16 protein-coding genes and 2 pseudogenes are annotated in these 19,280 nt (G+C 40.2%); 15 read left to right on the top strand and 3 right to left on the bottom strand.

What is annotated here, in order from left to right; genetic code table 11:
• The first annotated feature begins 193 nt into the window (after positions 1-193).
• Genes ACFQIC_RS11085 through ACFQIC_RS11105 form a run of 5 tightly spaced genes read left to right on the top strand, consistent with a single transcriptional unit; the run spans position 194 to position 5,574 of the window.
• Complete coding sequence (locus ACFQIC_RS11085) at positions 194-1,189, top strand: TAXI family TRAP transporter solute-binding subunit (protein WP_204709335.1); 996 nt, start codon at positions 194-196, stop codon at positions 1,187-1,189.
• A gap of 38 nt (positions 1,190-1,227) precedes the next feature.
• A complete protein-coding gene (locus ACFQIC_RS11090) occupies positions 1,228-1,722 on the top strand; it encodes a DUF1850 domain-containing protein (RefSeq protein WP_390217099.1) in 495 nt (164 codons plus the stop codon).
• Positions 1,723-1,729: 7 nt separating this feature from the next.
• The gene (locus tag ACFQIC_RS11095) at positions 1,730-3,883 is read left to right on the top strand and encodes a TRAP transporter permease (RefSeq protein ID WP_204709338.1); all 2,154 of its coding nucleotides are present in this window, start codon (positions 1,730-1,732) and stop codon (positions 3,881-3,883) included.
• 19 nt (positions 3,884-3,902) lie between these two features.
• Positions 3,903-4,781: a fumarylacetoacetate hydrolase family protein gene (locus ACFQIC_RS11100; protein WP_204709340.1), complete on the top strand. Its 879-nt coding sequence runs from the start codon at positions 3,903-3,905 to the stop codon at positions 4,779-4,781.
• Between the two features lies 1 nt (position 4,782).
• A complete protein-coding gene (locus ACFQIC_RS11105) occupies positions 4,783-5,574 on the top strand; it encodes an SDR family oxidoreductase (RefSeq protein WP_204709342.1) in 792 nt (263 codons plus the stop codon).
• Positions 5,575-6,604: 1,030 nt separating this feature from the next.
• Here ACFQIC_RS11105 and ACFQIC_RS11110 read toward each other — a convergent pair.
• Positions 6,605-7,270 carry a GntR family transcriptional regulator gene (locus ACFQIC_RS11110; RefSeq protein WP_204709343.1) on the bottom strand — a complete coding sequence of 222 codons (666 nt, stop codon included), beginning with the start codon at positions 7,268-7,270 and terminating at the stop codon, positions 6,605-6,607.
• Between the two features lie 1,172 nt (positions 7,271-8,442).
• On the opposite strand from ACFQIC_RS11110, the gene ACFQIC_RS11115 reads away from it, so the two are divergent.
• The 8 genes from ACFQIC_RS11115 (at position 8,443) to ACFQIC_RS11150 (ending at position 16,391) form a co-directional block, all read left to right on the top strand.
• A complete protein-coding gene (locus ACFQIC_RS11115; protein ID WP_204709344.1) occupies positions 8,443-9,639 on the top strand; it encodes a CaiB/BaiF CoA transferase family protein in 1,197 nt (398 codons plus the stop codon).
• A 25-nt stretch (positions 9,640-9,664) separates the two neighbouring features.
• On the top strand, positions 9,665-10,573 hold the full coding sequence (locus tag ACFQIC_RS11120; protein WP_204709346.1) for a hydroxymethylglutaryl-CoA lyase: 909 nt from the start codon (positions 9,665-9,667) through the stop codon (positions 10,571-10,573).
• Between the two features lie 21 nt (positions 10,574-10,594).
• Complete coding sequence (gene leuC, locus ACFQIC_RS11125) at positions 10,595-12,031, top strand: 3-isopropylmalate dehydratase large subunit (RefSeq protein ID WP_204709347.1); 1,437 nt, start codon at positions 10,595-10,597, stop codon at positions 12,029-12,031.
• Entirely contained in the window at positions 12,015-12,620 is a 606-nt protein-coding gene (gene leuD, locus ACFQIC_RS11130; RefSeq protein WP_204709348.1) for a 3-isopropylmalate dehydratase small subunit, read from the top strand. Before leuC ends, leuD begins: the two co-directional genes overlap by 17 nt.
• Positions 12,621-12,672: 52 nt before the next feature.
• Entirely contained in the window at positions 12,673-12,927 is a 255-nt protein-coding gene (locus tag ACFQIC_RS11135; protein WP_204709349.1) for a hypothetical protein, read from the top strand.
• Between the two features lie 3 nt (positions 12,928-12,930).
• Positions 12,931-14,418, top strand: a complete 1,488-nt coding sequence (locus ACFQIC_RS11140) for a sodium:solute symporter family protein (protein ID WP_204709350.1) — start codon at positions 12,931-12,933, stop codon at positions 14,416-14,418.
• Positions 14,419-14,503: 85 nt separating this feature from the next.
• A complete protein-coding gene (locus tag ACFQIC_RS11145) occupies positions 14,504-15,754 on the top strand; it encodes an MFS transporter (protein ID WP_204709352.1) in 1,251 nt (416 codons plus the stop codon).
• Positions 15,755-15,782: 28 nt separating this feature from the next.
• Positions 15,783-16,391 carry a flavin reductase family protein gene (locus ACFQIC_RS11150; RefSeq protein WP_204709353.1) on the top strand — a complete coding sequence of 203 codons (609 nt, stop codon included), beginning with the start codon at positions 15,783-15,785 and terminating at the stop codon, positions 16,389-16,391.
• Between the two features lie 133 nt (positions 16,392-16,524).
• Here the strand turns inward: ACFQIC_RS11150 and ACFQIC_RS11155 are convergent, their stop codons facing one another.
• Positions 16,525-16,884 carry a hypothetical protein gene (locus ACFQIC_RS11155; protein ID WP_204709355.1) on the bottom strand — a complete coding sequence of 120 codons (360 nt, stop codon included), beginning with the start codon at positions 16,882-16,884 and terminating at the stop codon, positions 16,525-16,527.
• A 33-nt stretch (positions 16,885-16,917) separates the two neighbouring features.
• On the opposite strand from ACFQIC_RS11155, the pseudogene ACFQIC_RS11160 reads away from it, so the two are divergent.
• Positions 16,918-17,005: pseudogene (locus ACFQIC_RS11160) on the top strand (dihydroxy-acid dehydratase domain-containing protein); the annotation flags it as partial.
• On the opposite strand, the pseudogene ACFQIC_RS11165 reads toward ACFQIC_RS11160, so the two are convergent.
• Positions 17,005-17,670, bottom strand: a pseudogene (locus ACFQIC_RS11165) (dihydroxy-acid dehydratase domain-containing protein); the annotation flags it as partial. The pseudogenes ACFQIC_RS11160 and ACFQIC_RS11165 sit on opposite strands and share 1 nt — an antisense overlap.
• Before the next feature lie 309 nt (positions 17,671-17,979).
• Between ACFQIC_RS11165 and ACFQIC_RS11170 the strand changes: the two are divergent.
• Positions 17,980-19,263: an extracellular solute-binding protein gene (locus ACFQIC_RS11170; RefSeq protein WP_204709357.1), complete on the top strand. Its 1,284-nt coding sequence runs from the start codon at positions 17,980-17,982 to the stop codon at positions 19,261-19,263.
• The last annotated feature ends 17 nt before the right edge of the window (positions 19,264-19,280 follow it).

The following is a 19,280-nucleotide window of genomic DNA, read 5'->3' on the forward strand; positions in this document are numbered from 1 at the left end:
TTGGTGATTTGAACCCGTTCGTCTACGTGTCTTGCTTATGATAATCGTGTCTTTTTAAGGAGCTCGAGCTTTTGTAATTAAAAAAATGAACAAAAAGACCAAAATGTCCAATATGTTCATAATATTCTAAAATATATCTGTAAGCGTTACCATTACATGTAGTATTCTATTAATTCGAAACGGGGGATGGAAAATGTTAAAAAGATTGTTTTTTATAGTAACTTTGGCTGCGGTGATGACTCTTGCAGCTTGTGGAAGTGATGAAGGGTCAGAGGAAGCCTCTGGATCAGGAGATTCTAGCTCAGAATCTATTGTCTTTGGTACGGGTGGAACATCGGGAACTTATTACCCGATTGGTGGTGCACTTAAGCCGATTCTTGAAGAAAGTGACAGTATTGATAATGTAACGGTTGAATCTACAGGTGCCTCTGTTGCTAATATCCAAAATATCCAAGACCAATTAAATCAAATGGCCATCATTATGAGTGATGTTGGATTTGATGCCATTGAAGGTAATGGACAATTCGAAGGAAATGCAGTAGATGTTCAAGCCATGGCAGGCATGTATCAAAATGTGGTGCAAGTAGTAGCCCTTAATGATAGCGAGATCACATCGATTGAGGATTTAGAAGGAAAGAAAGTAGGAGTAGGGAAAGTAGGTTCTGGTGTAGAACAAAGTGCGAAGAAAGTCTTGGGATCAGTAGATCTAACTTACGATGATTTATCTAAAGTGACCCATACGGGCTATGCAGATAGTGTTCAAGAAATGAAGAATGGAAATTTGGATGCGGCCTTCTTTACATCAGGTGTTCCGAACAGCAACATCACAGATTTGATGCAGCAAACGGATATAAGTTTTGTTGAAATTAAAGGGGAAACTGCTGAAAATCTGATGGAAAAATATCCATTCTATAAAGCTAATACAATCGAAGCAGGAGACGAAGCTAGATACGATCTTGAGGAACCGGTAGAAACGATAGGAATTCAAAACATGATCATCGTTTCAAAAGAAATGAGTGAGGATGTCGTCTATGATATGACGAAGCGATACTATGAATACCTTGGCACCGAAGGCGTTTCTGTAGGAGCATTGAAACAACTTGAGCGTGATGAAATTGCAAAAGGTTTAATCGCACCTCTACATCCAGGTGCTAAGAAATTCTATGAAGAACAAGGCATTTTAGAGTAAAGGAAAGGGGGGCATCGATATGGTGCCCTTTTTATACGATGAATCGAAAACGAGCGACGGTGTACGCAATAGTCTTCTTATGTATAGTAGTTTCGCTGATGACCATAAAAGTTCCTACGCTTATGATTACTTCAGAAGGCCATCCACAGTATGTTTATCACTATAAAGAAGAAGCAGAATTCAGAGTAAGATGGCAACATTCCGTTGAAAAAGAGTCTTGGGAAGAAATGTTTGTTTTACAGGATGGGCTAATTGAACTGACGGGGACTCGTTTTAAAACCTTTGGGGCGGGTGTTCCAAGTAATGCTGGTGATCATACCTTCATTAAAGATGGTTGGGTCTACATGACAGGGATTACTCACACGATTGGGAAAAGTCTTGTCTTACGGACAGGAGAACATACCGAGCATCAATTAACTTATGAGGAAGACACCGTCCATCAATTGAATCGAAGTCAAGCCTATGAAATTACCATTGCCAGCCACTCTATATTGAATTCGATCAAGCATTATATTTCTGCAAAGTTGAGGTGAGAGAATCGTGAAGGAAAAAGTAAGTAAGGAAGAAAAACATGATAGTGAGAGCACAACACGAGTGAATGTTGCGAAGCCAATTGCTTTAACCATATCCATATTGGCCATTGCATTATCATTATTTCATTTGTACACATCTTACGCTGGATCTCTAGTTGATATCAAACAACGTAGCATCCACCTTTATACATTAATGACGTTAGGTTTCTTATTGTATCCTTTTGTAAGGAAAACAGGGAATAAAGGAATTCCTATTTATGATTACATAACAGCAGCCCTATCTTTTTGCGTTGCTGTTTATATGCTTTTCACGGCAGAGCGGATTATACAGTCTGGTGGACAAATCAATGATACCGATTTTTATGTAGGTATACTTGTTATTGTTCTATTGTTTGATATTACCCGAAGAGTAACAGGATGGGGCTTATCTCTATTAGGACTTGGATTTCTCATCTACGGATTTTATGTCAAACTTTCTATCTATCCAGAAATGAACGTAGCTACAGTTACTAGCGTAGCTAAACAAATCATTTCGCAATTAGTATTTATTACCGAAGGGGTGCTAGGGACAGCCATAGGCGTTTCGGCTAGTTACATTATTTTATTCATCTTATTCGGAGCTTTTCTTGGACGATCTGGGATGGGACAGTTATTTAATGATCTTGCATTAGCCGTAGCTGGTCATACCAAGGGTGGACCTGCAAAAGTAGCGGTCATTGCTAGTGGTTTCTTAGGTTCCATCAATGGTTCCGCGATTGCTAACGTTGTTACCACAGGTACGTTTACCATTCCTCTAATGAAAAAAATTGGTTACAATAAAAATTTTGCAGGAGCGGTTGAATCGGCTGCAAGTGTAGGTGGTCAAATACTTCCGCCTATCATGGGAGCTGCGGCCTTTATCATGGCTGAGAATCTTAATGTAGCTTATACAAAGATTATTTTGGCTGGAATTATCCCTGCTTTATTATTTTATATAGGGATTCTCCTACAAGTTCATTTTCGTGCTGCCAAGCGAGGTTTGACAGGAATGCCGAAGAGTGATCTGCCTTCTTTGAAGGGAGTCATTATCGAACGAGGTCACTTGATTATTCCAATGTTGACTTTGCTGTATTTGCTTTTCTCAGGTAAAACGCCCTTTTATGCAGCTTTCTGGTCAATCATTGCAACGGTTGTTATCTCAGGAACTAAGCGGATGTTGCCTATCATTGTAGCTATCTCCCTTTTCTTGATTTTTCAACCTCAGTTTTCTGCGATTCTAACAGGAAGTAGTCTTCCTAGAATTAGAAGCGATTGGTGGGAGCTTTTAATTATTCTAATTGTTCCTCTCCTCATTAATGTATGGAGAAAGAGGTTGAAAATCAAGGGAGAAGAAATGGGTGTCAAAGATTGCTTGCAAGCGCTTGAAGATGGAGCTAAAACAACCGTTCCCGTTGCCATCGCCTGTGGTGCTGTTGGAATCGTTGTTGGGATTGCTTCCTTAACAGGCGTTGCATTGGAAATTGCCAATAGTATTGTAAGTATTGGAAGTGCGGTCAATAGTCCTCTTATCCAATTATTGATCACATTAGTCTTGACGATGATTACTTCCATAATACTAGGAATGGGTTTACCAAGTATCCCGACCTACATTATTACAAGTACGATGGCGGCACCCATTCTATTGCAGCTTCCTCTTTATCGGGAAATTGCTGGGTCCACGGAAACAGCAACATTTGTTGCCCATATGTTTGTATTTTATTTTGGAATCTTCGCGAACATAACACCACCAATCGCCTTAGCAGCCTTTGCGGGGGCAGGAGTAGCTGGTGGGAATCCGAATAAAACCGGGTTTCAGGCGATGAAGCTAGCTATCGCAGGTTTTATTGTCCCATTCATGTTTGTCTTTTCACATGAAATGCTTATGATTGAAGCAACTTTTATTAACGTATTAGTGATTACTATTACTTCTATCATTGGAGTCTTCTTGTTATCCATAATGGCGGAAGGATATCTAAAAAAAGGTGTACCAGGTTGGTTGAGAGCCCTATCTGGGGTAGGCGCAGTGTTACTAATCTACCCAGGACTCGTGACTGATTTAATCGGTTTGGCCGTATTAGTTCTGGTACTCGTCACGAATCTAAGAGATACAAATGAGTTTCAGCAACAACGTCCCGCACTTTAATGAAGGAAGGAGGATAATCATGCGTTTTGCAACAATTGAGCATAAGGGAAAGGAAGCAGCAGCCGTCTTGGCTGAGAAACAAAAATATCTCACTATCCCTGATATCAACCAATTTTTCAACAAATCTTGGCCTAGCGATTTGTTTGAATTGATTCAACCTGAATATTTTGATCCTTTTAAAAAGTGGTGGAATGAACAATCCAAGCAAGATATCAATGATATCCAACGTGTCGAGCCCACTAAGTATGGCCCTCTCTATCATCACCCAAGGAAAATATGGGGGATTGGACTGAATTATGTCGATCATGCTTCTGATTTAGATGAACAGGCGCCACAAGGGGAACCGGCAAGTTTTATGAAACCAGACACGACAATAATCGGACACGAGGATACGATTTGCCTGCCACATCAATCCGAGCAAACGACCGGGGAAGCTGAATTAGGTATCATCATAGGACAGCAGTGTAGAAATGTTCCTGAAAACGAAGTTAGCCAAGTCATTGCGGGCTACACAACCATTATCGATATGACAGCGGAGGATATATTAAAGCGAAATCCACGTTACTTAACTCGTTCTAAGAGCTTTGATACATTTTTTAGTTTTGGTCCTCAACTCGTAACTCCTGATGAAATTTCCGATATTTTTCATCTGAAAGTGACCACAGCTATCAATGGGCAGGAATACCGAACAAATGAAGTGAAAAATATGACATTCGATCCCTATCATCTCCTCTCTTTTCATTCACAAGTAATGACCTTACTTCCTGGAGATATTATATCAACTGGAACACCAGGCGCTAGTATTATTAGAGATGGCGACGTGATCGAATGTCAGATTGAAGGCTTTGCACCATTACGTAATCCTGTTAAAGATTTAAAAAGGAAAGGATTGAATTAAAATGGATCTACAATTAAAAGGTAAATCTGTAGTCGTGTTAGCTTCTAGCAAAGGTTTAGGAAAAGCGGTTAGCACGGAATTTGCAAAGGAAGGATCCAAAGTTCTCATCTCCAGTCGTAATCAAGAAGAGTTGGAGAAAACAAAAGCTGAAATACAAGAAGTTAGTGGTAATCCAAATATCGATTATCAAGTGTGCGACGTCACGCAGGCTGATCACATTAAACAATTGATTGAAAAAGCAATTGATCTCCACGGTACCGTTGATATTTTGATTAATAATGCAGGGGGGCCTCCCGCGGGAACGTTTGATCACTTTTCAGATGATGATTGGCAAAACGCGTTTGAATTAAATTTGCTTAGTTTCACACGAACCATTCGGGAAGTCCTTCCTTCCATGCGTAAACAGCAAGAAGGGAAAATCATAAATATCGCTTCCTCTTCCATTAAACAAACACTGGATAACCTCATTTTATCCAATACTTTTCGCGCAGGAATCGTTGGTTTATCTAAAAGCTTGTCTCAAGAACTAGCCCCAGATAACATTTTGATCAACACTGTGGGACCTGGTCGAATCGCTACCGATCGAGTGGCTAACTTAGATGAAAAAAAAGCGGATAAGCTAGGGGTATCTTCGGAAGAGTTGAGGAAAAAGAGCGAACAGTCCATTCCTATGGGTCGATATGGGGAGCCGGAAGAGTTTGCTAAAGCTGTTGTTTTTCTTTCATCTGGTGCCAATACCTATTTGACAGGTCAATCACTCGTGATCGATGGTGGGTTGGTTAAGGCGCTTTGATGAGAGAGAGTCGTGTGAAAATTCGCTTTCCGCGGGGCGAGACGGATTTTTATTCTAAATCGTAATAATTTTAGCAACACAAATTACAGTACAAATAGCATATAAAACAGAACGCTTGGTTTTTTTAAATCCAAGCGTTCTGTTTTATGTTTTCTTATTAAATTAAAGCCTCAGATTATGGAAAACTCAGCTTCGAGACATTCCGGTGGTTTCCGTTACAAAGGATGGTGTTAGAAGGTCCGGGAAATCACTCGCTTTCCGTGGGCATGTGGTGAGCTTCCTCAGGCTACGCCTTGCGGGATCTCACCGATCATGTTCATCCCAGCTCTTACGTTTTATAAGGAAGAAGGCTAAATCTAGTTCATCAATCACATCGGCGTTATCCAGCTCCAGCGCCTATCGGCTAGTGAGACTTCCCTCGCTTCTGTACGATAAGTCAACATCGAATCACGATGTTCTTCGTGTTTCCTTTATCTCCGACAGCTCAGTCCAGTCCATACGCCGCTGACCAAGGCGCCTCCGCTTTTAAAGGTGGAGTCTCGCAATTTCCCGGACCTTCTTGCTTTCGTGAGGAAAACGGAAGCATCGGGTGAGGCTTTATTCTATAGCATAGGTAAGACGCATTCTCTCATGATCTTGAAACAGAATCTTCGTGGTACTAGGTACCACACAATTCAATTCTACACCTACTCTTATTTCGAACATTTTGCTTACCTAACAGATGAAGGTTATTATTTCTCGTATCAAAACTGCGGAAGAACGTGGTCCTAAGTGGTTACGTGCCCTCCATATGGCGAGCAAGGAGGCTCAACGTACACCCACGGAAAGCGAGCCGTTTCCTCCGACTCTCTTCCTCTGTCTTTACTAACGAAACCATTCTTTTTTTACAACTCTTTTTTCATCAACACCATGTAACACATAGCCTAATATTTAAGCGGGAACCGATCATAAATAAACCGGAATTTTAATAATTGAGTCAAAACAAGCATGAATCAAGCCAAAATCCTCTGTATTCTGTCCAAACACAGATTTAACCTCCATTATTTGAATAATTATCATCAATGTCATTGATATGCATTAATACTTGATCCCTTCCATGGTAAATATGCTCATGCATAGCAATACGAGCACGGTCAATATCTCTATCTTCAATGGCTTTAAGAATAGTTTCGTGAACATCAAGAGAATGTCTTAGTTGGTTTTCGTTAAACCAATAAAAAGATCGGAAAATTAAAGGGACGACAACAACTTTAGATATATGAGAATGAATATGTTGGTTTTGGGAAGCTTTGATTACCGTGTCGTGAAATTTATGGTTGATTTCTAAAATGTATTCAATGGTTGCTTCTCCAGATTCGAAATAGCTATTAATCGCTTGTTCATACATATCGTTAGCTGTCTTCATTTCTTGTATATCAAGTTCGGTTCGGTGGGTAGCGGCTTGAGCAGCTGCGTAGCCTTCTAAAAGTGTCCGAAGATCATAAATTTGTTGAATGTCTTGTTTCGTAAAATCGCGGACTCTCACACCTCTCTTTATAGACACAGTCAGCCCTTCTGATTCCAACTGTTTGAGAGCTTCTCTAATAGGAGTGCGGCTTATTTGTAATTTTTTTGCTAGAAACTCTTCGGTAAGTCGCATTTTTGGTGGAAATTCACCATGTAATATGGCTTTTTTTATATATTCGTATGCATTCATTAGTTAACACCTCTTTTTTATTGTATACAATACTTCGTAATGCTTCAATAATTTCAATAACTTTTCCTTTGTAAGTGTTGTTTTATAGGTGTTTTATAAGATGGAAAATATTTTTATGTTATTAGTGTTGATTTATTGTATACAAGTTGCTAACATTGTACACAACATTCAGAAAATTATATCAGATTTTGTTGCTGGTGAAGAAAACCTATATTTTTTTGAATGTATGGAAAGCGCTATCATTTATAGCGGTTAGATTTAAAAATAGGGCTATGTTAAACATTCATGTTGATCGTTGACCGAGTTGAGGAAGAAATTTATTCAACAATCGAGCAGTATTGTTGAGGACTCGATTCCGAGATGATGGTGTGGAAAAAAGGGCGGTGGGGAAGGAGTCGCTTTCCGTGGGCGTGCGCTGAGTCTCCTCAGGCTGGCGCCTTCCGGGGTCTCATCTAACCCGCTTATCCCACAGGAGTCTCCCCCTTCCCCACCGCCCTTTGCCGTATGTTTCTATCGGAATCGCGCCGTTCTACCGTCCCTGTTAAAGCATGAGATATCTGATATAACGCCAATTAAAGCCTGTATACACACCAGTGAATATTGCCATCACACAGATCTATTGAGCCATTAGATAAGTTGTTAAAAATCGGGTGTGACCACTTGTTTATATGAAGTGTACCTATTATGGGACCTTGACAAAAAATTCTGTGGCAATAATTTCAGTCCATAAACAACAGCTAGGAGCTTACCTGGTGTGTATGCCTACCATCACCACCTCTCCTTATGAAGAGACCGTTTCTGAATTTATAGTACAGATCAATAGTACAGGATCTATTAATGGCACAAGCAGATGATTTCAATGGCAATATTCAGACAGCACCCCCGATTTTCATAAAAAGGGTTCCGTTCCACTCTTCATAGTCATGGGGGATGGGAAACCATGAGACTCCTGCGGGAAAGGATAGACTGGCGAGACCCCGCAGAGCTTTAGCTCGAGGAGGCTTGCCGTCTTCCCCGCGGAAAGCGAGTGGTTTCCCATCCCCCATGCTCCGATGAAAAGCAACGGAACCGCCATTCTTTTATTAAACAATCTGGGGGCTTTAACGGAAAATGCGACTTATCTAATAAAGAAACAATTAACAAAAACCAAAAATTAAAAAGGATGTGTTTTTATGGGTCAAACCTTAGAAGGAGTTAAAGTCTTAGAGTTAGGAAGTTTAATAGCCGGACCGTTCGCCGGCAGATTAATGGCGGACTTCGGAGCGGACGTAATCAAAATTGAGCCGCCAGAGAAAGGGGATCCGCTCAGAGATTGGCGGCATATTTATGAAGGGACATCACTCTGGTGGAGACTGCAATCAAGGAATAAGAAGTCAATTACAGTTGATTTAAAAAGTGAAGAAGGACAAGACATAGTTAAATCACTGGTCGAAGAGTGCGATATTGTCATTGAAAACTTCAAACCAGGGACATTGGAGAAATGGAATTTAGGATATGATCAACTGTCGGCCATTAATCCGGGTTTAATTATGGTTAGGGTATCTGGTTATGGTCAAACAGGTCCTTATCGAGATAAACCTGGATTTGGCAGTATTGGTGAGTCAATGGGAGGACTACGTCACGTAACAGGGAATCCGGAACTACCACCAACTAGGGTAGGGGTTAGCCTTGGCGACTCTCTTGCAGCTATGTATTCGGTTATTGGTGCAATGATGGCGATTTATCATAGAGATGTAAATGGTACAGGGAAAGGACAAGTTATTGATGTGGCTCTTTACGAGGCTGTCTTTAGTTTAATGGAAGGATCACTTCCTGAGTTTGATAAATTAGGTGCCGTTCGAGAAAGGACAGGATCTTCCTTGCCAGGGATTGCTCCTTCCAATACGTATCAATGCAAGGATGGGAAGTATATTGTGATTGGTGGAAACGGGGACGCCATTTTCAAAAGGTTAATGAATTCTATTCAACAACCAGAGTTAGCCGAAGATGAACGTTTTCAAAGTAATAGTGGACGAGCTGCACAAGCTGACTACCTTGATGAAGTGATTGAAAATTGGACAAAAACAGTCGATCTTGAAAACGCTTTAGAAACGCTTGATGAAGCTAGAGTTCCTGCAGGCCCTATTTACAGTATTGAGGATATTGTAAATGACCCTCATTACCTGAGTCGGGAAATGGTGCAGAATTTTAAAATGAATGAAGAAGAGTCTTTGAAGATCCCGGGGGTTGTTCCAAAAATGAGTGAGACACCTGGAGAAACAAAATGGTTAGGTCCGGAACTTGGCCAACATACGGATGAAATTATGAAAAGCTTGTTGACCTTTGACGATGAGAAGATTCAGGAACTAAAAGATAAAGGGGTTATATAACAATACTAGAGGAGAGTGAGTTGCCTTGAAAAGAATTTATATTCAAGAAGTCGCGACTAGAGATGGACTTCAAATTGAAGATCAGTTTGTTCCGACTGATAAGAAGATTGATTTAATTAACAGGATGAGTGATTCAGGACTCGATAAAATTGAAGTGACATCATTTGTGTCTCCAAAGGCTGTTCCTAATTTGAGAGATGCCAAGGAAGTCATGGATGGCATTGATCGTAAGCCCGATGTCACTTATACGACGCTAATTCCAAATGTTAAGGGGGCAGAACGCGCTGCATCCTGTGAGGCAGACGAAGTCAATCTTGTAGCATCCGTCAGTGAGACGCACAATCAAAAAAATGTTCGTCGGACGGTTGAACAATCCTTTGCCGATTTTAAAGATATTTCAGGCTTTTTATCCGGTACGAATATACAAATTAACGGTACGTTGGCTACTACCTTTGGTTGTCCTTTCGAAGGCAGTATTGATGAAGATAGAGTAATGAACTTGATTAACGAGTACCTAGAGTTAGGAGCGAAGGGGATAACGCTTGCAGATACGACGGGGATGGCAACGCCTAAACAAGTATATCAATTGTGTGAAAAGGTGCTGAAGCGTTGGCCAGATCTACCGGTTACCTTGCATTTTCATAATACAAGGGGGATGGGATTTGCCAATGTTATAGAAGGAATTCGTGCAGGTGTATCACAGTTCGATGCTTCTTTAGGAGGGTTGGGCGGCTGTCCATTTGCCCCGGGAGCTACCGGAAATATATGTACAGAGGATCTCGTTCATATGCTTAGCTTTATGGATTATGAAATGAGAGCAGATTTGGATCAATTAATTGATACATCGAAGCACTTGCAAACGATACTACAACGTGAAGTACCCGGACAAATCATTAAAGCTGGAAAAATTACAGATTTACACGCCATATCCTAATCACAGAAAGGGGAATACCCATTGGCTCCAAAAACGCTTTTTGAAAAAGTATGGGAAAACCATCTAATTGATCCATCGATGGAACAGCCATTACTTTTTATTGATTTGCATTTGATTCATGAGGTAACGTCACCACAGGCTTTTTCATTATTAAGGGAGCAGGGACGTACTGTGCGTCGCCCTGACTTAACATTCGCAACAACGGATCATAACGTGCCAACTACAGATAGAAGTGAAGGAATTGCAGATGTTTTAGCAAAAAAACAAGTACAGTTCTTAACGGAAAATTGTAAGGAATTCGGTATTGATGTCTATGATCTCAACCATCCAGATAACGGAATTGTTCATATCATTGGTCCTGAACTTGGACTAACAACACCTGGAAAAACCATCGTTTGCGGCGATAGTCATACATCGACTCACGGAGCTTTCGGTTCTCTTGCTTTTGGTATTGGCTCAAGCGAGATTACTCATGTATTAGCGACGCAGACCCTCCCACAGGAAAAACCTAAAACGATGAATGTCCAAATTGAAGGCGATATGCCTCGCGGAGTTAGCAGTAAGGATATCATCTTGAACATCATTGGCCAAATGGGCACGCAAGGCGGAACAGGCTATATCATTGAATTTACCGGAAGTACGGTTAGGAACATGTCGATGGAAGAGCGGATGACGATTTGTAATATGGCGATTGAAGCAGGAGCTCGTTCTGGCATGATAGCTCCAGACGAGAAAACGTTTGAATTTTTGAAGCAGAGGCATTTTTCGCCAAAAGGACAGCAATGGGAAGATGCAGTCAAGGAGTGGCAGAAACTGTACACGGACTTGGATGCCGTTTATGACCATACTCTTACCATTAATGTAAATGATCTGGCTCCACAGGTCACATGGGGAACGAACCCAGGCCAGGTTACTTCAATTGATCGGAGTATTCCAGTAACGGAAGAGCTTGCAGATTCTTCCGAGCAGACAGCTGCCGAAGCGTCCTTAAGTTATATGGGATTAGAGTCAGAGACAAAAATGGAAGACATCCAACTGGATAAGGTGTTTATAGGTTCCTGTACAAATGCAAGAATTGAAGACTTACGTTTAGCAGCTGGGATTGTAAGCGATAACAAGGTGGATGGTAACATTGAAGCCCTAGTCGTACCAGGATCATATCATGTGAAAAGAAAAGCTGAGAAAGAAGGACTGGATCAAATTTTTATTAAGGCTGGATTTGAATGGAGAGAACCAGGGTGCAGCATGTGTCTCGGTATGAATCCTGACTTTTTAAAAGACGGCGAACGCTGTGCTTCAACGTCCAATCGAAATTTCGAAGGACGACAGGGGAAAGGTGGCCGAACGCATCTCGTAAGTCCTATGATGGCTGCCGCTGCGGCTATAACCGGTCAATTAACAGACATTAGAGAATGGGATTTCACAAAGGAGGCGGTCATGAATGAAACCGTTTCGTAAGCATGAGGGATCGGTTGTCCCTCTAAACAGACCGAACATAGATACGGACATTATTATTCCTAAAGAATTCCTCAAGCGGATTGAGAGAACAGGGTTTGGACAGTATCTCATGTATGACTGGCGTTTTGATGAAAGTGGGGAGCCACGCGAAGACTTTGTTTTAAACTTTAAAAAATATAAACAAGCTTCGATTTTACTTACAGGTAATAACTTTGGATCAGGTTCCTCAAGGGAAAATGCGGTGTGGGCCCTCCAAGACTATGGATTCCAGGTCATTATTGCTCCGTCTTTTGCGGACATTTTCCGAATTAACTGTTCTAAAAACGGTTTGTTATTAATTGAACTGGAGCAATCGTTAATAAATGACCTATTTGAAAAAGAAAAAAGCTTCCCTGGCTACACAATGGAAGTCGATCTCGAGGAAGGGATGATTAAGGATGAACAAGGATGGTCAATCCCTTTTACGGTTGACGAACATACTCGCCATAAATTTTTGAATGGTTTGGATGACATTGCATTGACCTTGCAATCGGAAAAGAGTATTAAAAATTTTGAAAAACAAAGACCTTCATATATGAGTCCAAATTAATTTTCTTTATTATTATGTATCTGAATATTATGAAATATCGGGAGGGATAAGTATGAATAAAACAAAAAAAGAACCCATTAAAAATGGGAAGTTGTGGATCATTTTGGGGATTATTTTTGCTCTGATTACCCCATGGTACTTTCCTGCTGGATCGTATAAGCCTTTATTCTGGGGAATTCCATACTGGGCATTTATTATCATCGGTGCTTCTATATTGTTGTCGGCCTATTTAACATACATTTTAAAATACGAGTGGCAGCTTGAAGAAGAAAACGAAGAAGCTGAAGAAAAGAAGGGGGAGAAATAATCCATGGAACTGGCATTTGCAGGTTGGTCGGGGGTCTTAATTTTATTGATGTATGGCGCTCTTATGCTTGGCGTCGGAATCATTACGTATTTAAAAAATAGAAATGTTCATGAAAGTCTTGATGAGTATTATCTCGGAGGACGCGGACTCGGCGTTATGGTTTTGTTTTTTACTTTTTTTGCGACACAATACAGCGGTAATACAGTAGTTGGATATCCACCGACAGCCTATAGAATCGGATATGAATATCTAGTATCTGTCCCTTTCTTTATTATGATCATTGTGATGTACTTGACATTCGCGCCCAGGTTATATCTGATGGGGAAAAAATATAATCTCCTCACACCAGTCGATTGGATTGATAAACGATTCAAATCGAAAGCAGTTTCCATTTTAGCTGCTATTTTAATGCTTTATGCTTTAGGTAATTATTTATTAGAACAGTTTGTTGCAATTGGACAAGGTGTTTCTGGTTTAACGGGGGGAACGATACCCTATCAATTAGGCGTAGTGTTCTTTATTACCATTATGCTGATTTACGGGTGGCTTGGCGGAATGCGTTCCGTCGCATATACGGATACGATGCAGGGGATCGCTTTATTATTTGGTGTCTTCATGCTTTTAATTGGTTCCATTATCTACTTTGGCGGACTTCCAACCTCTGCAGATTATATGCAAGCCTATGCGCCAGAAAAGCTAGGAGTTCCTGAAGGGCCTGGTGTCGTCAACTGGTTCAGTTTATTACTCCTTGTAGGAATTGGTGCCGCCGTTTATCCCCATGCTGTACAAAGAATTTTTTCAGCAAAAAGTGAAAAAACACTAAAACGTTCATTTACTCGTATGGCTTGGATGCCGTTCATCACAGCAGGGGTAGTGTTTTTAGTTGGAATTATCGGAATCGCGACATTTCCCGATTTAACAACGGCTGAATCTGAACTATTGGTCGGAAAGATGGCTAGTGCAGTTGCCAATCAAAATGCTCTCTTTTATTGGGCAATGGTTCTACTGTTTGGCGGTGTAATTGCTGCTATTGTTTCAACGGCCGATTCGATATTATTGACGTTTTCATCAATTGTTTCTAAAGACTTATATGGAAGATATATAAATCCTGAAGCATCAGAAAATAAAAAAATAATTGTTGGAAAACTGGTTGGAGTGGCTGCTGTTATTGTCCTTGTAATGATTGCATGGTTTCCACCAGGAACGCTCTACCAAATTTTTGTTTTGAAATTTGAGCTATTAATTCAAGTGGCTCCTGCCTTAATTCTAGGACTCTATTGGACTCGCCTTAAGGCAAAAGCGGTATTCATAGGGATGCTCGTCGGTACTATAATGGCCTCGTTTATGACTTTTGCCAGCATAATGCCTTTAGGAGTATTCAGTGGTCTATGGGGATTACTTATTAATCTCTTGATTTGCGTGATTGGTAGTTTCCTCATGGAGAGATCGGCTTATGAAGAGGAAGAAGCTGATCAAGTTATTGGTATGTAATGACCTGAACATAAACGAACTAGACAGTTGAGTTCGTTTATGTTCCAGGCATAAGATTATTAGTAAGAAAAGAGATGTCTTGAAAATGAAAGTAGCTGCAAGAGATAAGAAACCGGCAATCACGGGTCACCCTTGGAAAATGTTAATCTGGCTTCTTACTGCTCAAATTATGGTTGCCTTTATTGGAAGAAGTCTTGCTCCGCTTGGTGTGCTTATTGAAGAGGATTTATCCCTGTCAAAAGTTCAAGTAGGATTATTACCTTCGGCGTTATTCTTAGGACAGGCGATGGCATCAATCCCTATTGGTCTAGCCGTCGATCGAATCGGATCAAAACGTATGTTATTGGTTTCATCCCTGTTGATAGGAATAAGCTTCTTACTTATGACGTTCCAATCAGCATTTTGGCTCGTGCTTTTCCTCATAATGATTGGTGGACTCGGGTATGGAGGAATGCACCCAACAACCAATAAGGGAATAATTTATTGGTTTTCCCAAAGGCAGCGAGGAACTGCTATGGGAATTAAACAAATGGGGATTACATTTGGTTCAGCTCTATCGGCTATATTATTATTACCACTTGCTGCTTCCTATGGCTGGAGAATTGTAGTTCTGATTGCTTGTTTATGTTTAGTTGTTACGGGAGTAGTTGCCTTTTTGTTCTACCGGGACCCTCCTCAAGAAACGGAGATAAGTAAGGAGAAGTCTTCATTCAAATCCATTTACTCTTCGATTATGAAAATGGTAAATAATAAACCATTATTTCTTGTCAGCCTGAGTGCGATGGGAGTCAATGGATCGCAGATGTGTTTGAATACATATCTTGTTTTGTTTGCTTATGAACAGCTTAGCATTAGTCTAATATTGGCTGGAATGCTGCTAGTGATTTCAGAGGTCAGTGGCTCACTTGGAAGAGTAGGTTGGGGTATGATTAGTGATCATCTATTTGATGGAAAACGACTGATTATTCTCGTCTTCATAGCTAGTATCACCTTATGTGTAAGCGTCATTGTTGCTTTTATCCCTGATGGAACACCTTTTTGGTTGTTGGTTCCTATTTTCACCGTATTTGGATTTTCCGTGTCAGGATTTAATGGCATTTGGATGAACTTGGCTTCAGAACTCGTTCCTAAGGAGCAAGCAGGTTTATCCAGTGGATTCAGTATTACACTTGGCTCAGCCGGAGTGATCATCATTCCACCTGTCTTCGGATTTTTCGTTGACCAAAATCAAAGTTACACATTCAGTTGGTTATTCATTTCTGTAATCATGATCGTCGTTTTATTCATTTTAGCCAGGTTATCTTCTATAAAAGATAAGAGCATTTCTTCTGCCTAACAGGAAACATTAAAAGGAGGGATATAGAATGAAATTTGATCCTTCAGAATTAGAAACGAAAAATGTATATAAACTATTGTCAGGATCAGTTGTTCCGCGTCCAATTGCTTGGGTTTCTTCGATATCTGAGGAAGGGATTCGAAACCTGGCACCATTTAGCTTCTTTACTGTAGCATCAAGGCAACCGCCAATGCTTTGTATATCCATTGGACCAGGAGTCGGAGCCAGAAGTGGAACGATTAAAGATACACTGGAAAACATACGCTCACAGAAAGAATTTGTCATAAACATCGCATCAACACCGCTTGGGAATGAAGTTCAAAAAAGCTCCGAAAATTTTGCTGAAGAGATGGACGAGTTCGAGGAAGCCGGACTTACCCCCATTCCAAGTGAAAAAGTAAAACCGATGAGAATTAAAGAAGCTCCTATACAAATGGAATGCAAACTGCACCAAATTATTCAGTTGGGTAGTGATCATTTAATTATCGGAGAAATGAATCTCTACCATATTCAAGAAGACTATTATAATGGTAACTATAAAGTTAATTTTGAAAAATTGCGTCCTCTAGGCAGGTTAGCGGCAAGTTATAGTGAGAGTAAAGACTTTTTTTCACTGCCAAACGATGCTATTAAGTAGTGTTTGTGAAGAGTCGCCTCTGATTATGGGAGGTGGCTTTTTCATTGGCTAAATTGTGTGGTACCAGGTACCACACAATTTAGCCAATGAAAAAGAAAAACACCTCCAATAAAATTGAAGGTGAATTAATTTTCTAGTATGTTGGAAGATTTTCGGAATAATCGTATTCTTTATGTTCTAACGCCTTTTCTCCAGCTTTCAATACTTTTATAATTCGGTCGACATCATAGACACTTCCACGCCAAGTACCACCACTGACTTTTTGTAGTTCAGCCCATAAGCGAGTATCGTCAGGTAGATATTCAGAAGGGCGTATGTCTTTATTTTGTTCTCTTTCAGCAAGGACTTTACCGCCTTCTTCTGGGTTCAGTTCGTACTCTTCTGTCCCTAGAAAGTGAAGGTGGCCATTTAAGTTAAGAGTATCAATGTGAATTTCTACAATATCTCCATCCCTTAGTTTTCCTCCCGAGCCGTTATTGAAATGATTAATCAAAAGATAACAACAAAGTATATCATTACAAATGAATCAATCCATAACGCGATGGTAGTCCATGCTGCTTTTGGTATCTACTAACCTTCTACTTCATATTCCTGCAATCGCTTACGCTGCTGGTTGTGATGAATGTTTGGCCATTTCCTTCCAAATATCTTGACCAGAGGGAGCTAAAGCTGAATGCGGAATAGAAAGACCGAGTGCCTCACCAACTACTTGAGCAGAGGCTGCCGTACCTAAGAATTAGCATCCTCCACCAGGTGTAGCGCAAGCGCGACAACCTAGTTCAGCTGCTTCCTTAAGGGAAAGCTCGTCATTAGAGTAACGTGCACCAATGGTTTGAATTTTACCTGCATCTTCTCCAATAGAAGGTGGAAGGGTGACGCCTCATTTCTGTATGGAAAAGAGTCGAACATACCTGTTGTGCCTTGAGACCTGCCGTCACATGGATCACTTACATAAGTAGCAAAAGGTACTCCTTGAGATTTGGATACTTCCATAGCCGCTTCCTTCATAAGCATATCGACTTCCCAATGACCTGTATGATAGCCGAGAGTAATAGGATCTCCATTACTATCCTTCATCCCACCTTGTGTACTTAAGAGTAAGACTTGTTTTCCATTTAGCTTATTTGGTTGCCATCCCATTCCAACATACATTCTGAGATAAACCAAATAAATCACCACTTGGAGATTGACGAAGCATCTGATCTGTTAGGGGGAGTGAACCTCCAGGGCCTGATGCCCTAGTATGTATTTGATCAATATCTGTTTCTGTTAAATGCATTAAGTCCTCAATATGATAACTCAAGAAAAACACTTCTTTGTTTTGAATAAGTCTTATTATAAAATATTATGAATTTTCTATACAATTTTGTCAACTATGCAGAACGACGTTTTATATTATGAAATGTTTACTAGAGTTATTAATTTTAAAAATATTCTTGATATTACAAAATTCATCGGTTACTATAACATTAAGCAGTTAATTCGATGAACGAACTTAGTTTTTTAAGGAGGTGAATTTGGAAAAAGTTCACAAGTAGAGTTGTGCTAATACAATTATGGAAGCGTTAACAAAAAAAGAGGGGGATTTATGATTAAACACAAAATGTGGATCATCGCAATCGTGATTTTGCTTTTTGTAGTGGGGTGTCAGGATAGCGAAAGTTCTTCTAGTGGAGATTCAGGAGAGTCAGGAGATTCAGAAACGATTACACTTTGGCACATTGAAACAGGTGAATCAGAAAAAGCATTACAAGATTCAGTGGAACGATTTGAAAATTCCCATGATGGAGTGACTGTTGAAATGGTTAGGCAAGAGAATGATCCTTACAAAACCAAGTTAACAGTAGCCATGGGCGGCGGAACACCACCTGATGTATTTCATTCCTGGGGTGGCGGCTGGCTCGAGAAATTTGTTGACGCAGGCCAGGTGAAAGATCTAACGGAAGATATAGATACGTCAAATTATCTGCCAGCAGCTCTGACTCCAGCTACGTTTGATGACAAGAATTATGGAGCACCTTTAGCAATGGATATTGTCCCTGTATGGTACAACAAAGAAATGTTTGAAAATTTTGGTCTAGAAGAGCCAGAAACTTATGAAGAACTAAAAGATATTATCGAAACACTAAAATCAAATGATATTCTTCCTTTCTCTCTTGCTAACCAATCAAAATGGCCAGGTTCTTTCTATTATATGTATTTAGCTGAAAGAATCGGAGGTCCAGAGTTATTTAACGAAGCATACAATCGAGATGGACGTGGTTTTGATGATGAGGCCTATGTAAAAGCCGGAGAACACCTTCAAGAGTTAGTAGAAATGGGAGCATTTCCAGATGGTTTTAATGGAATGAACTTTGACACAGGTCAATCTAGACAACTCATTTATGCTGAACAAGCCGGTATGATTGTTCAAGGGAATTGGATGCTTGGAACAACTAGAGACGATATGCCGGAATTCGAAGAGAAACTAGGGTTCTTTCTATTCCCATCTATTGAAGGTGGAGAGGGTTCCAATAAAGATATTGTAGGTGGCGTTAGTCCAGTGTTCTCTGTTTCAGAAAAAAGTGAAAACAAGGATCTTGCAACAGAACTTGTTAATGAACTAACGAGTAAAGAAACAGCTCAGCAACTTGCTAATTCAGATGGTGCAATTTCTGCAGTTAAGGATGTAGAGTACGATGATGAGTATGTCCAAGAGATTAGTGAGGTATTAGAAGAAGCAGAATATATGCAAACCTTCTATGACCAAACATTACCACCAGAATTAGCAGAAGTTCATCTAGATACAACTCAATCTCTATTTGGATTATCAACTACACCAGAGGAGGCAGCAAAAGAAGTAGAAGAAAAGGCTAAAGAAACTCTAGAATAAAACTTGAAAACTACATC

The sequence above is a fragment of the Halobacillus seohaensis genome, from assembly GCF_042663045.1.
GTDB classification, from domain to species: domain Bacteria; phylum Bacillota; class Bacilli; order Bacillales; family Halobacillaceae; genus Halobacillus_A; species Halobacillus_A seohaensis.

Coding starts and splice junctions, on each gene's coding strand:
- ACFQIC_RS11085 (WP_204709335.1), top strand. CDS start 194: ATGTTAAAAAGATTGTTTTTTATAGTAACTTTGGCTGCGGTGATGACT.
- ACFQIC_RS11090 (WP_390217099.1), top strand. CDS start 1,228: ATGAATCGAAAACGAGCGACGGTGTACGCAATAGTCTTCTTATGTATA.
- ACFQIC_RS11100 (WP_204709340.1), top strand. CDS start 3,903: ATGCGTTTTGCAACAATTGAGCATAAGGGAAAGGAAGCAGCAGCCGTC.
- ACFQIC_RS11105 (WP_204709342.1), top strand. CDS start 4,783: ATGGATCTACAATTAAAAGGTAAATCTGTAGTCGTGTTAGCTTCTAGC.
- ACFQIC_RS11110 (WP_204709343.1), bottom strand. CDS start 7,270: ATGAATGCATACGAATATATAAAAAAAGCCATATTACATGGTGAATTT.
- ACFQIC_RS11115 (WP_204709344.1), top strand. CDS start 8,443: ATGGGTCAAACCTTAGAAGGAGTTAAAGTCTTAGAGTTAGGAAGTTTA.
- leuD (WP_204709348.1), top strand. CDS start 12,015: ATGAAACCGTTTCGTAAGCATGAGGGATCGGTTGTCCCTCTAAACAGA.
- ACFQIC_RS11135 (WP_204709349.1), top strand. CDS start 12,673: ATGAATAAAACAAAAAAAGAACCCATTAAAAATGGGAAGTTGTGGATC.
- ACFQIC_RS11140 (WP_204709350.1), top strand. CDS start 12,931: ATGGAACTGGCATTTGCAGGTTGGTCGGGGGTCTTAATTTTATTGATG.
- ACFQIC_RS11145 (WP_204709352.1), top strand. CDS start 14,504: ATGAAAGTAGCTGCAAGAGATAAGAAACCGGCAATCACGGGTCACCCT.
- ACFQIC_RS11150 (WP_204709353.1), top strand. CDS start 15,783: ATGAAATTTGATCCTTCAGAATTAGAAACGAAAAATGTATATAAACTA.
- ACFQIC_RS11170 (WP_204709357.1), top strand. CDS start 17,980: ATGATTAAACACAAAATGTGGATCATCGCAATCGTGATTTTGCTTTTT.